We start from the raw sequence: 12,681 nt of genomic DNA, 5'->3' as shown, positions 1-12,681 counted from the left end.
TCTCTATCGCAGTTTTAGGGTTGCCAAACCAAATAGCACTAAAATGACGGTAATAATCCAGAAGCGAACAATGACTCTCGGTTCCGGCCAGCCTTTCAATTCAAAATGATGATGTATCGGTGCCATTCTAAAAACCCGCTTACCGGTCATTTTAAAAGAGGCAACCTGTATGATGACAGACAGCGTTTCCATGACGAAAATGCCACCCATAATGAACAACACGATTTCATGACGGACGATGACAGCAACAATACCTAAGGCCGCACCCAAGGCAAGAGAGCCAACATCGCCCATAAATATCTGTGCTGGATAAGTGTTAAACCAAAGAAAGCCTAAGCCTGCTCCGACAATCGCACCGCAGAAAACCACCAATTCTCCAGCACCGGGTATATAAGCAATGTGTAGGTACTCAGAAAAATTGCTGTGACCAGCCAAGTAAGCAATGACACCAAGAGCACCGCCGACAAGTACTGTCGGTAGAATCGCCAAGCCATCTAGACCGTCGGTTAAATTCACCGCATTACTGGTGCCAACGATGACAAAATAGGTCAATACAATGAACAGAGGCCCCATCGACCAGGCAACATTTTTGAAAAACGGTACAAATAATTGTGTCTCCTGCGGTAGCACGGCAACGCCGTACAAAAAGATTGCGGCACCCAGACCACCGACAGACTGCCAAAAATACTTCCAGCGAGCGGGTAATCCACGCGAGTTTTTTTCAATCACTTTACGGTAGTCATCTACCCAACCAACGGCACCAAAAATTGCCGTCACAACGATAACAACCCATATATATTTGTTGGCCAGGTCGGCCCATAATAACGTGCTAACTAAAATACCGATTAATATTAATGCCCCCCCCATGGTTGGAGTGCCAGATTTTGATAAATGACTTTGAGGCCCATCGTTTCTGACCGATTGACCGATCTGGTGCTCGTTAAGCTTGCGGATCAGCCAGGGGCCAATCATCAAAGCAATAGCCAACGATGTTAAAACACTCAATATTCCGCGCATTGTAAGGTATTGGAATACCTGAAATGCATTAATGTACTCTTGTAACCACTCAGCAAGCCATAACAACATTGTTATGCGTCCCCTAGAATATTATTATTTTTGACTATTGCTGCGACAACAACATCCATCTTTGCGCTTCTTGAACCTTTGACTAACACGGTGTCCCCATACTGAATCTCTTCACTTAAACTGTTGATAAGAGCTGACTGTTCCTCAAAAAATAGGCCTCGTTGACCAAACGCCTCGACAGCTGTTCGACATAGCTCACCGCAAGCATAAAATAGATCAACACCCTGTTCTTTGGCGTATTGACCTATTTGGCGGTGATAAGCCAACTCATCCTTACCGAGCTCACCCATCTGCCCCATGACAAAGATTTTTCTATCCTCCGCCGAGCATAAAACATCAATCGCCGCCCTCATTGCATCGGGGTTGGCATTGTAACTATCATCGATAATACTGGATTGCTTCATACCTGTTACTGCCTGCATACGGCCAGCCACAGCATTGAAACTGTTCAGACCCAACACAATAGACTCGGCGGATATATCGGCTGCATTTGCAATCGCGGCTGCGGCCAGCGCATTTGAAACGTTATGCACCCCAGCCACTTTTAACGATACTGCGTAGTGATTTGCCGCAATATGCAGTTTAAAGTGACAGCTGTTGATGCTGGCGATAATATCATCGGCAAAAACATCGGCGTTTTTATTGTCAGCGGAGTAGCCAACAACATTAACGCCTAGATGCTTTGCCTCAGCCAACCATTGCGATGAATAAGGCGTATCGATATTAATCGCGCTGGTTTTGTTTTCAGTGAGAGCACTCACTATTTCAAATTTTGTTTTCGCAACGTGATCGCAGTCACCAAATCCTTCGAGGTGTACAGCCTTAGCATTGAGTAAAATACTAAAATCCGGCTCTGCGAATTGCATCAGGTAAGCAATATCGCCCGGCTTGGCAGCCCCCATCTCAACGACGACCACCTGATGCTCTGATTCTATATCGAGCAGGGTTAACGGCAGACCAATCTCATTATTAAAATTACCCTTCGTCGCCAGAATTTGACTGGGAAGATATGCCTGCTTAAGTATCGACGAAAGCATTTCCTTGGTTGTCGTCTTGCCCGCACTACCGGTGATTGCTATGACAGTAGCGGTGCTTTTGCGCCTATTTTCACGGGCAATCACACCCAAGGCATATCGTGTATCGTCGACGATCAATTGCGGTATATTGAAGGCGACAGCGCGATTGACGACAACGGCCACAGCACCATTCTCAATCGCCTGGGCAATGAACTGATGACTATCAAAGTGCTCCCCTACCAAGGCAACAAAAATACCATCAGTGCTATCGCTGCGACTATCGAGAATGACTTTCTCAAACGCCACATCATGGCCAATTAACTGCCAATGATTGTCCGCCGCAAGCTGGCTGAGGGTGGTGGCTGAAATCATATTTCACCCCGCATCGCCAGTGCTGCAGTGACCTTTTCAAAGTCATCGAAATCGTGTTTAACACCCATTATATCTTGATAGGTTTCATGCCCTTTGCCGGCAATTAGCACGCAATCACCCGGCTTAGCCTGTGATACTGCCAGCTCAATAGCGCGCTGACGTTCGACCTCGACAGTCACCGATTTATCGACTTTAATACCGGCAACAACATCGGCAACGATTTCTGCTGGCGTCTCTGTTCTTGGATTATCACTGGTGATAACCAGCCTGTCAGCAAAACGCTGAGCTGCCCGGGCCATCAATGGCCTCTTACCTTTATCGCGGTCACCGCCACAGCCAAACACCACCCACAGAGACTGCTGACAGTGTTTTTTCACGCTTTTCAATACTTGCTCTAAGGCATCGGGGGTATGGGCATAATCAATCATCACAGTAATATTATGCGCACCTGTTACAACCTCTAACCGGCCTCGAGCAGGCTTTAACTGGCCAATATGCGGTACAATATCGGTCAGGCTATAGCCGTCGGCCAGCACAGCCGCAATCGCAGCCAATAAATTACTGACGTTAAACTCACCGATCAACGGCGAGGTAAACTCGCACTCTTGATTGTCATAGCAGAGCACACCACTGACACCGGCTAACGAATAACTTAAAGCGCGCACATATAGCGTCGCGGTAGAATCCAATAGAGAATAACTGAGCAAGCGGACATCATTATTTAGCTTGGCCACTATTGCTTGGCCAAACGCATCATCGATATTCACCACAGCATTTTTTAACGACAACAAGCCGAACAAGCGACGCTTAGCCTCACCGTATGCCTCCATCGAAATATGATAATCCAAATGATCTCGGCTTAAATTAGTGAAAACAGCCGTATCTATTTCAACGCCATCAATTCGCCCCTGATCAAGGGCATGGGAAGATATTTCCATCGCCAGAGCTGTAGCTCCTCGCGCAACCAGATCGGCCCCAATGGCTTGTAGCGACACAGTATCGGGCGTCGTGTGTGTAGACGGTTCAGTCACTGCTCCAACGCCCCAGCCAGTTGTTCCCAACACGGCACAATGATTACCGAGCGCATGCAATAACTGCATGACTAACTGACTACACGATGTTTTACCATTGGTGCCGGTAACACCAACAACAGACAGCGATTGAAAAGGGCTGCGATAAAAGCGCTGCGCTATTTCAGCCAATCGCTCAGCTAGATTGGGTACCTTAATCATCGGGATGGTTATGTCAGTGCCGGCTTCAAAAGCTGAGTCTTCAACCAATACAGCCACAGCACCAGCACGCTGCGCACTATCAATATACTGGCGACCATCGACGGTACGCCCTGCTAATGCCACAAATAAAAACCCAGGCTCAACATGCCGGCTATCCAGCGTCATGCCGGTTACAGCCATATCGCTATAAACCAGCGCCTGAGGCATAAAGTCAGATAGCTTTCTCATCATCATATCCGCCCCGCCATCAGCTGTGCGGGCTTGTAATCACCAATCTGATCTGGCGATGAGCCTAACAGGCCCAATGTGTTCTCAACCACATCGGCAAATACTGGCGCACTTACCTGGCCACCGTAATGCTGGCCAGCCTTGGGATCATTCACGACCACAACGACAATAATCCGCGGATCGCTGACAGGAGCTAAGCCGGCAAAGACTGCTGTGTATTCGTTTTCGCTATAGCCGCCGCGAGCCGCCTTGTGCGCGGTACCGGATTTTCCGGCTACACTATACCCCTTAACCGCCGCCCGCGTTCCAGTGCCACCCTTCTCAGTGACTGATTGCATCATGGTTAAAATATCATCAGCCACCTTGGGCGACGTCACTGCAACCCCCTCAACACCGGTATCTCTTCGCAATAAACTGACCGGCTTTTTCACTCCGTGGTTGGCAAAGACTGTATAAGATTGCGCCAGCTGCAAAGGCGTTACCGACAAGCCATAGCCGAAGGAAAAAGTCGCTCTCTCGATGTCACTCCAGCGGCGGTGATTCGGTAAGACACCGACACCCTCACCGGGGAACCCCGTACCCGTTGCCTGCCCAAGCCCGGCCTTGTAGAAAACGTTACGAACCACTTCGGGCTCCAGTTGGAGGGCAATCTTGGTTGTTCCAACTTGACTGGACTTCTTGATGATTTTAGAAACATCAATCGTGCCATAGTTAACAGGATCCAATAACGTCTTCTTGCCGACGCGAATATGCCCGGGGCTGGTATTGATCATCGTATCAGGCGTGAATTTTCCACTCTCTAGCGCCGCGACAATCGTCAACGGTTTTACCGTTGAGCCCGGTTCGAAGACATCGGTAACAACACGGTTACGCAACGCCGCAGGGTCTAAGCGATTTCGGTTATTAGGGTTAAAAGAGGGCTGATTGGCTGCCGCCAATAACTCACCGGTACGACTGTCTAACACCACCACCGAGCCAGACGAGGCATGATGTAATTTAATAGCTTTTTTTAATGCTTTATAGGCAACATACTGCACCCGAAGATCGATACTGAGATAGAGGTTTTCACCGGGTTTGGCCGGCTGAATTTGATCCAGTTCTCGAATCAGGCTGCCATGCAAATCCTTTAATATACGCTTCTTACCTGGCACACCGTTCAAATGGCCGTCGTAAGTTAACTCGAGGCCTTCCTGACCCTTATCATCAATATTTGTAAAACCAACAATATGAGCTGCGACCTCACCTGCTGGGTAATAGCGCTTGTATTCTTGCTGAAAATATACACCCGGAACCTTTAACGCCTTTACCCTATCAGCATCGACCGGGGTCAAATGTCTGCGCAAATATATAAAGCGTCGTTTAGCCATCCGCTTTACACGGGCCTGAAAGACTGATTGATCGATACCAATAACCGTCGACAACATTGGCAGGCTATCGAGATGCTGGCTTAATATTGTTGGGTCAGCCCAAACGGAGACCACCGGCGTACTGATTGCGAGTGGCTCACCATTGCGATCGGCAATCATACCCCGATGAGCCACAATCTGCTCTGTTCGCACTGCCCTGCGGTCACCCTGTTCTAACAAAAACTCTCGGCCGCGCTCACTCTCTAACACCTGCAAACCCAGCAACCGCGCGATGAGCAAAACAGCAAGACACAACAACCCAGCCCATACCACATGGAAACGCCACGATGCTGTACTGTTGTTGCTAGGATCCGTCACTGTTTCACCAACACCGTCTCTTCAATTGATGGTTGTTTCATCGACAGCTGTTTTCTTGCTATCGACTCTATTCTTGCATAGGCACCTAAACTGCTATTTTCCAGCAGCAACCGCCCCCATTCCGCCTCAATAGCCACTGCCTCACGCTGCACAACCTGCAACTCACCGAATAACTGACGATTCCAATGAGTGCTGTAAACAACGGCCAGCGCAGAGGCAACATTGACCAGCAACAAAACCATCAACAACGGCACTGAAAAACGGCGACTATTAAGCAATGCTGTTGACGGCGTTGTTGTCATGACCAACTTACTTCAGCTTTACTGCGACACGCATAATTGCGCTTCGCGAGCGAATATTAACCTCAACCTCTGCCTTGCTTGCCTTAACTGCCTTACCTACGGCCTTAATTGGCGGCTCCATTTGTGCCTGAGTCACAGGAATATGCCTTGGCAATACCGGGCCTTTTTGCAGGTCTCGGATAAAACGTTTAACCATGCGATCTTCGAGCGAATGAAAGCTAATCACCACTAAACGTCCGCCAATGGCCAAAACATCGAGCGCCTGCTCTAATATATCCTTCAAGTCACCCAGTTCGTTGTTGATGTAAATACGAATACCTTGAAATGACTTTGTTGCCGGGTGGCGATGTTTTTCCCAGGCTGGGTGCGCCTCTGAAATAATACCCGCAAGTCGAGCCGTGGTCTTAATAGGCTCCTCCTCACGCTCACGTACAATCGCTCGGGCAATTCTTTTGGCGTATCGCTCTTCACCAAATTCACGTAGTACCAGAGAAATATCATCCATTTCAGCGGCGGCAATCCAATCAGCTGCGCTCTGTCCACGCGTGGTATCCATGCGCATATCTAACGGGCCGTCTTTCATGAAGCTAAAGCCGCGCTCAGCCTGATCCAACTGCGGCGAAGAAACCCCCAAATCGAGTAAAATACCCTGCACTGCGCCACTCAGCTGACGTCGCTCTAATTCGTTTTTCAGCTCAGCAAAAGAGTTGTGCACAATGGAAAAACGACCATCTTCCGCAGCCAAGATATTTGCCGTATCAATAGCTTGAGGATCCTTGTCGAAACCGATAACCGTCGCTGACTCACCCAATTGCGCCAATAAGTGACGAGTATGCCCACCGCGACCAAATGTACCGTCGACGTAACACCCCTCCTTATCAACAAGCAGCGCTTCCACGGCTTCGTTTAACAATACTGTTTCGTGCATCAATCAACCTCAAAGTGACAAAGACAGCATTTCATCGGGTATAGACTCATCATCTTGAGCCTGCTGCAACCATGTTTCAGTTTCGGTAAGCCAGAGTTCTTCATTCCACAACTCTAATTTTTTACCCTGACCAACCAATACTAATTTTTTCTTCAAGCCGGCATAGTCTCTCAGCGACTGCGGCATTAATACTCGGCCACTACCATCGAGCTCCAAGTCACTGGCATGACCAATCAACAGGCGCTGAAACCGCTTAACCTGAGGATTGAGTGACGGTAACTCTTGAATATCTTGTTCGATTTTCTCCCAAACGGGCAGCGGATAAATACTCAAACTTTGGGACTGAATATCAATGGTGGCAACCAGCTGACCCTCACAACTTTGCTGCAGGCGATCGCGATACTTAGCCGGCATGGCCAAGCGCCCCTTTGCATCCATTGTGATGTGCGTCACCCCTCTAAACATCAACCTAACTCAGCTCCCATTTTGACAAATTCCCACTTTTACCCACAATTCTCCACTTAACCACACTATAGGGATTATGCCGAGGAATTGTCAAGAAATGGCGGCGATAAATAGGGCTACAGCGTAGAATTTGCAGGGTTCGACACTGAACAAGGGATTTAAATATGAAATTTGGAGCATGAAAACAGCTTGTTACTACTCTAAGCTAGAACACACCTTCATCTATATAGCTGAATAGAATATAGACCGGCGTGCTATCAGCACAAAACGTATAAAAATGGAGCCAGCCGTAAGCCGGGTTTTGTCTTGGACAGTCATTCCTCTAGGCCTGCAATCGCTCACAGGCTCAAGCAACCTACCCGCTTCCAGTACGGGCCGTACCTCAGGAAGCCTATTTGGTCTTGCTCCGGGTGGAGTTTACCTTGCCGCAAACTGTTACCAGCTGCGCGGTGCGCTCTTACCGCACCCTTTCACCCTTACCGTTATACCCGAAGGTATACTTAGGCGGTCTTCTCTCTGCTGCACTTGTCGTGGGCTCACGCCCCCCAGGTGTTACCTGGCACCCTGCCCTTTAGAGCCCGGACTTTCCTCCCCCAAGCCCTAAGGCTTGGCAGCGACTGCCTGGCTGACTCCGGCGCGAATCATAGCGGTATTACCAGGCCGGTGCAACCTAACTATCCACGCGTTTTACTGATTGGCAATAAGCCACTTATACAGTTTGTTTTTCTTCTCTCCAGTAACCTTTGCGGCCAGCACAGCACCCTGTTTATCACCCACCTCAGCCGCCAGTATTTTCAACACCCTCAGCGTCTCTGCGTCCAGCGCCTCTCCCTGCTCTCGCTTTGGCGCACCACGCACCAATAGCACTATCTCCCCCTTCTGTTGATTCCGGTCAGACTCAACCCATGCCACCATTTCTGCCACAGGCAGGGCTTTTATTGTCTCAAAGGTTTTGGTGAGCTCTCGCGCAAGAACAACCTCCCTATCGCCCCCGAAGACCTCGGCAATGCTCGATAACGACGCAACTATGCGATGTGGACTCTCATAATATATGAGCGTTGCAGTCTCATCGACGACCCGCTGTAAACGCTGACGACGTCCAGATTCTTTGGCCGGCAAAAAACCCTCAAAAATAAAGCGGTCTGATGGCAGACCGCTGGCACACAACGCTGCCACCATGGCGCAAGCGCCCGGGACGGGGACGACCTTAAAGCCAGCATCACGCACCTGCGTCACAACACGATAGCCCGGATCTGAAATCAGCGGCGTACCGGCATCACTAATCAAGGCAATTTGCTCACCCTGTCGCAATTTCTCAATTAACTTTTCCGCCACATACTCTTCATTGTGATCATGGCAAGCTATCATCGGCGTAGTTATGCTAAAGTGCTGCATTAAACGACTGCTATGACGGGTGTCTTCGGCGGCAATCACATCGACTGATTGCAGTATCTTGAGCGCCCGAGGTACCATATCATCAAGATTGCCGATAGGGGTTGCTACAATGTATAAAACAGCCTCAGACATAGTGTTTCCTATATAACAGTATCAATAGTGCGCGACACTAACTGTCCCGCCTTAAATTCACATGATATTAAAACTTATGACGACTAATTACTCTCGTTTTCTTCGCTACTCAGTTATTTGTTTCATCCTAGCAGGTTGTAGCAGCCAACCCGGCGACACTGCAGACAACCAGTTGATCAGCAATCAATTAGAGCAGTTGCTTGCCGACAGCCGCAGTAGCGACCCACTTATTGCCGTGCCCGCCAGCCTGAGTGCGGCTGAGTTGCTCGCAGCAGAACAACCGAATACTGCTCGCCAACTGCTCAGTGGTATTTCTGTTGCCAACCTGAGCAATCCACTCAAGAGCCGTTACATGTTAGTCGACAACCAACTGCTCTTTAATGATGGGGACTACGATGCCGTTATTGAAAACTTAAGCCAACAGACCGACTCATCTTTACTGCAAGCTGCCGATAGCAAGACCCGCCTCGCGATTCTCGAACTACTCGCCAACAGCTATGCCCTGCAAGGCGATCATTTAGCCAGCGCTAATGTCAGAATCAGCTTATCTAAGGAGTTTGTTGATGCCGAAGAACGCCAGCTCAACAATGATGCGATTTGGCGTGCTCTGACACAGATTCCAAATGATGAACTGCCTGGCGCAACTTCAGATAGCAGCGAACTATCAGGCTGGGTCGCATTAACTCAAATAGCACAGTCCACCTCCGGCGACATCAGCGAACAAGTGCTTTTACTCAACCAATGGCGCAACACATGGGGTGAACATCCCGCAGCCAACAACCTTCCCGGCGGCCTAGGCATGCTCGAAGAAATCGAGCGCAACCGGCCAAAACATATCGCACTACTACTCCCTCTATCGGGAAAACTTGCCAAGGCAGGGGAAAGCCTACGCGATGGCTTCCTCGCCGCCCATTACCAAAGTCAGCAAGCGATCAGGAATGAATTCAAAGCCGTGGTGAGAGTTTATGACAGTAGCCAGAGCGATATTGATATCCAGGCGCTGTATAACCAAGCTGTCAACAATGGTGCAGAATTGGTTATCGGCCCACTGCAAAAGTCTACAGTCAACAACCTGGCCGAGTCCGAGAACCTTACCACTCCTGTCTTGGCGCTCAATTACAGCAGTAACCAGCCAGTTTCAGATAACTTCTACCAGCTCTCTATTTCAACCCACGATGAAATAGCGTTAATTACGGAGCAAGCCAAACTTGGCGGCGCAGAGCGAGTACTGCTTACCTACCCTGAGACAAGCTGGGGGCAGCGTATCGCCGACGAATACAGCCAGGTTTGGTCGGCACTTGATGGCGAGATTGTTGCTACCGCCCCCTATACCGATGAACGCTCAATGTCTCCAAGCTTGAAGAACAGTCTGAACATCAATATCAGCGAACAACGGGCCCGCACCATTGCGCGCATTGTCAGTGACAGCTTTGAAGCCGACGCCCGCCGACGCCAAGATATCGACGCAGTCTTTGTCGTGGCTCAAAGCCAGCAAGCTCGCTCAATCCGACCACTTCTAGCCTTTTATTATGCTCAGGACCTTCCTGTGTATGCCTCATCACATATCTACAGCGGCAGAATCAACCCCAGTGCCGACAAAGATCTAAACACTATTTATTTTAGCGAGCTTCCATGGATGCTAACCTCGTCACCGCTGAACCAGGCAGTTCGAGACTATATAGGTAAGGGCGGCAACTACAGCAAATCACTTTACGCCCTCGGTATTGACGCCTACGCCACGTCCTCACGACTCCCTCAATTAAAAGGTCAATCAAGTAGTCGAATTTACGGTTCCACCGGCACACTCAAAATGGATGAGCACAATAAAATTACGCGACGTCCGGCATGGGCAACCTTTAAAAATGGGCGCGCAGTCCCGCTACCCACTATTGACAAGCACTAAACGCAACTATTCACGGATGAATAAATGCAACAAAATAGAGACCCCTACGAAGCGCTGGCAGAACACTATCTGCTGGCACGAGGCCTCACCTTGCTCGACAGGAACTACGCCTGCCGCAGCGGTGAAATCGATCTTATTATGCAGCATCAGCAGACGGTGGTATTTATCGAAGTTCGATTTCGAAAAACATCGACCTTCGGCAGCGGCCTTGAGAGCGTGAGCAGTAAAAAACAAATAAAACTGATAAAAACAGCCAATAATTACCTGCTAAAACATAAACACACTAACAATATCAGCTACCGCTTTGATATAGTGAGTATGAGTAAAGACAATGACTGCCAAGCTATCACATATGACTGGGTGCAAAATGCCATTGAACAACACTACTAATATAGATAACTTATCAAATGCCTGACATCCGCAATCACATTACCGAACAGTTTGCCGAAAACATCGAAACTATCTCCATGTCGATGGATCCTCTCGCCGACGCCATTGCCGATGCGGGCGAAATGATTGTTCATTCCTTGCTCCACGACCGCAAAATACTCTGCTGCGGCAATGGCGCTGGCGCAGCCTTGGCGCAGCTCTTTACCAGCAATCTGCTTAACCGTTTTGCCCATGAGCGTCCCAGTCTGCCAGCCTTAAACCTCAATGCTGATGGCGCTGTGCTCTCAGGTATAGCGGACGACAACAGCTACAATGAAGTCTTTTCGAAACAAATTAAAGCGTTGGCACAGCCAGGCGACATCCTGTTGGTATTCGCCACTAATAATCATGCGACAAATTTAATCCAATCTATTCGCGCGGCTCATGACCGCGAGCTCTGTGTTGTCTGCATTACCGGAGACGATGAAGGCGGCGTTGCAGCCCTACTCGACCAGGACGATGTCGAACTTCGCATACCCAGCGATAATCTACCGCGAATCATTGAGGCTCAGTTGCTCATTCTGCATTGTATCTGCGAATTAATTGATGGTTTCTTATTTGGTTGTGAGGAAGAGTAATCCATGAAGCACACGGTTCTATCGTTAAGTCTAGCCGCATTGTTAATAAGTTCGGGCTGCTCATCAATCATCGGTGCCAGCACCGACGGGCAAATTGAAGAAAACTCCGGTACACGCTCGTGGGGCGCGTTGATTGATGATCAAAGTCTTGAAACCACAGCCACGGTTAACATAAAAAAATCTCACCCCGATTTAGAAGAAGCTCACACCACCGTCACCAGCTATAACGGCATCGTGCTGCTGACCGGTCAAGTGCCTAACGATGCAGCTAAACAGGCTGCCGGAAAAACAGTTAAAAAACTGCAAAAGACACGCAGGGTGTATAACGAAATCACTATTGCCGGGCCCATCTCTCTACCAGCCCGCAGCAATGACAGCTGGATAACCACCAAAGCTAAAAGTAAGCTACTGGCCAGCGAGGGCGTCCCCTCGAACAGAATTAAAATTGTTACTGAGAACGGTATTATATATATGATGGGGTTGCTGACACGAGAAGAAGCACGCATCTCAGTCAACGCCATCTCTAATACATACGGGGCTCAGAAGATCGTACAAGTATTTGAGTATATCGACTAACTCCATTCTCAGGCTCGCCTCTTGCCAGCAAAGAAAAGAGGCGAATCTCCCCTTCTTCACCCCTTCAAGACCTGATATCCAGCTACAGCCAAGCCCCCAGTCCTGCCTAATATTTGTCCGTCTGCATTGACCAATGCTTTAGTCCTGCTCCTAACGAAACCCCAGCCATAAAAAAACCCCGTAAGCGGTAGCTTACGGGGTCTTAGAATAAAAGCCTGACGATGACCTACTCTCACATGGGGAAACCCCACACTACCATCGGCGAGGAATCGTTTCACTACTGAGTTCGGGATGGGATCAGGTGGTTCCAATTCT

The 12,681-nt window shown here is 49.0% G+C and carries 12 protein-coding genes, 1 rRNA gene and 1 other RNA gene; 4 read left to right on the top strand and 10 right to left on the bottom strand.

The features are described 5' to 3' along the window. Positions 1-3: 3 nt before the first annotated feature. The 9 genes from mraY to rsmI all read right to left on the bottom strand — a co-directional run bounded on the left by mraY (position 4) and on the right by rsmI (position 8,880). A complete protein-coding gene (gene mraY, locus L9P87_RS16390) occupies positions 4-1,086 on the bottom strand; it encodes a phospho-N-acetylmuramoyl-pentapeptide-transferase (protein ID WP_237445847.1) in 1,083 nt (360 codons plus the stop codon). A 2-nt stretch (positions 1,087-1,088) separates the two neighbouring features. Then, positions 1,089-2,474 carry a UDP-N-acetylmuramoyl-tripeptide--D-alanyl-D-alanine ligase gene (locus L9P87_RS16385; RefSeq protein WP_237445846.1) on the bottom strand — a complete coding sequence of 462 codons (1,386 nt, stop codon included), beginning with the start codon at positions 2,472-2,474 and terminating at the stop codon, positions 1,089-1,091. Next, positions 2,471-3,940, bottom strand: a complete 1,470-nt coding sequence (locus L9P87_RS16380; protein WP_237445845.1) for a UDP-N-acetylmuramoyl-L-alanyl-D-glutamate--2,6-diaminopimelate ligase — start codon at positions 3,938-3,940, stop codon at positions 2,471-2,473. Before L9P87_RS16380 ends, L9P87_RS16385 begins: the two co-directional genes overlap by 4 nt. Continuing rightward, positions 3,937-5,658, bottom strand: coding sequence for a peptidoglycan D,D-transpeptidase FtsI family protein (locus L9P87_RS16375; RefSeq protein WP_237445844.1), 1,722 nt, complete (start codon positions 5,656-5,658; stop codon positions 3,937-3,939). Before L9P87_RS16375 ends, L9P87_RS16380 begins: the two co-directional genes overlap by 4 nt. Next, complete coding sequence (gene ftsL / locus L9P87_RS16370) at positions 5,655-5,960, bottom strand: cell division protein FtsL (protein ID WP_237445843.1); 306 nt, start codon at positions 5,958-5,960, stop codon at positions 5,655-5,657. Before ftsL ends, L9P87_RS16375 begins: the two co-directional genes overlap by 4 nt. A 7-nt stretch (positions 5,961-5,967) precedes the next feature. Next, positions 5,968-6,888 (bottom strand): 16S rRNA (cytosine(1402)-N(4))-methyltransferase RsmH, encoded by a 921-nt coding sequence (gene rsmH, locus L9P87_RS16365; protein WP_237445842.1) that lies wholly within the window; start codon positions 6,886-6,888, stop codon positions 5,968-5,970. A gap of 9 nt (positions 6,889-6,897) precedes the next feature. Beyond that, complete coding sequence (gene mraZ, locus L9P87_RS16360; protein ID WP_237445841.1) at positions 6,898-7,353, bottom strand: division/cell wall cluster transcriptional repressor MraZ; 456 nt, start codon at positions 7,351-7,353, stop codon at positions 6,898-6,900. Positions 7,354-7,628: 275 nt separating this feature from the next. Further along, positions 7,629-7,986: RNase P RNA component class A (gene rnpB / locus L9P87_RS16355), an RNA gene on the bottom strand. Positions 7,987-8,040: 54 nt separating this feature from the next. Continuing rightward, positions 8,041-8,880: a 16S rRNA (cytidine(1402)-2'-O)-methyltransferase gene (gene rsmI / locus L9P87_RS16350; protein WP_237445840.1), complete on the bottom strand. Its 840-nt coding sequence runs from the start codon at positions 8,878-8,880 to the stop codon at positions 8,041-8,043. 76 nt (positions 8,881-8,956) lie between these two features. On the opposite strand from rsmI, the gene L9P87_RS16345 reads away from it, so the two are divergent. From L9P87_RS16345 to L9P87_RS16330, 4 genes are read left to right on the top strand one after another with little or no spacing between them, the layout of a single operon-like run. Next, complete coding sequence (locus L9P87_RS16345; protein WP_237445839.1) at positions 8,957-10,783, top strand: penicillin-binding protein activator; 1,827 nt, start codon at positions 8,957-8,959, stop codon at positions 10,781-10,783. A 24-nt stretch (positions 10,784-10,807) separates the two neighbouring features. Beyond that, entirely contained in the window at positions 10,808-11,173 is a 366-nt protein-coding gene (locus L9P87_RS16340; protein ID WP_237445838.1) for a YraN family protein, read from the top strand. A 17-nt stretch (positions 11,174-11,190) separates the two neighbouring features. Continuing rightward, the gene (locus tag L9P87_RS16335; protein ID WP_237445837.1) at positions 11,191-11,790 is read left to right on the top strand and encodes a D-sedoheptulose-7-phosphate isomerase; all 600 of its coding nucleotides are present in this window, start codon (positions 11,191-11,193) and stop codon (positions 11,788-11,790) included. 3 nt (positions 11,791-11,793) lie between these two features. Next, positions 11,794-12,366 (top strand): BON domain-containing protein, encoded by a 573-nt coding sequence (locus L9P87_RS16330; protein WP_237445836.1) that lies wholly within the window; start codon positions 11,794-11,796, stop codon positions 12,364-12,366. A gap of 213 nt (positions 12,367-12,579) precedes the next feature. Here the strand turns inward: L9P87_RS16330 and rrf are convergent. Then, positions 12,580-12,681, bottom strand: a 5S ribosomal RNA gene (gene rrf / locus L9P87_RS16325); the annotation flags it as partial.

Source organism: Sinobacterium norvegicum (genome assembly GCF_923077115.1).
Taxonomy (GTDB): domain Bacteria; phylum Pseudomonadota; class Gammaproteobacteria; order Pseudomonadales; family Sinobacteriaceae; genus Sinobacterium; species Sinobacterium norvegicum.
Note: the sequence above shows the minus strand (reverse complement) of the source record. Positions and strands in the feature narration are given on the sequence as shown.

Bases quoted from the DNA above. Each gene is read 5' to 3' on its own strand.
- L9P87_RS16340 (WP_237445838.1), top strand. From the start codon at position 10,808: ATGCAACAAAATAGAGACCCCTACGAAGCGCTGGCAGAACACTATCTG.
- ftsL (WP_237445843.1), bottom strand. From the start codon at position 5,960: ATGACAACAACGCCGTCAACAGCATTGCTTAATAGTCGCCGTTTTTCA.
- rsmI (WP_237445840.1), bottom strand. From the start codon at position 8,880: ATGTCTGAGGCTGTTTTATACATTGTAGCAACCCCTATCGGCAATCTT.
- L9P87_RS16345 (WP_237445839.1), top strand. From the start codon at position 8,957: ATGACGACTAATTACTCTCGTTTTCTTCGCTACTCAGTTATTTGTTTC.
- mraZ (WP_237445841.1), bottom strand. From the start codon at position 7,353: ATGTTTAGAGGGGTGACGCACATCACAATGGATGCAAAGGGGCGCTTG.
- rsmH (WP_237445842.1), bottom strand. From the start codon at position 6,888: ATGCACGAAACAGTATTGTTAAACGAAGCCGTGGAAGCGCTGCTTGTT.
- L9P87_RS16385 (WP_237445846.1), bottom strand. From the start codon at position 2,474: ATGATTTCAGCCACCACCCTCAGCCAGCTTGCGGCGGACAATCATTGG.
- mraY (WP_237445847.1), bottom strand. From the start codon at position 1,086: ATGTTGTTATGGCTTGCTGAGTGGTTACAAGAGTACATTAATGCATTT.
- L9P87_RS16380 (WP_237445845.1), bottom strand. From the start codon at position 3,940: ATGATGATGAGAAAGCTATCTGACTTTATGCCTCAGGCGCTGGTTTAT.
- L9P87_RS16330 (WP_237445836.1), top strand. From the start codon at position 11,794: ATGAAGCACACGGTTCTATCGTTAAGTCTAGCCGCATTGTTAATAAGT.
- L9P87_RS16335 (WP_237445837.1), top strand. From the start codon at position 11,191: ATGCCTGACATCCGCAATCACATTACCGAACAGTTTGCCGAAAACATC.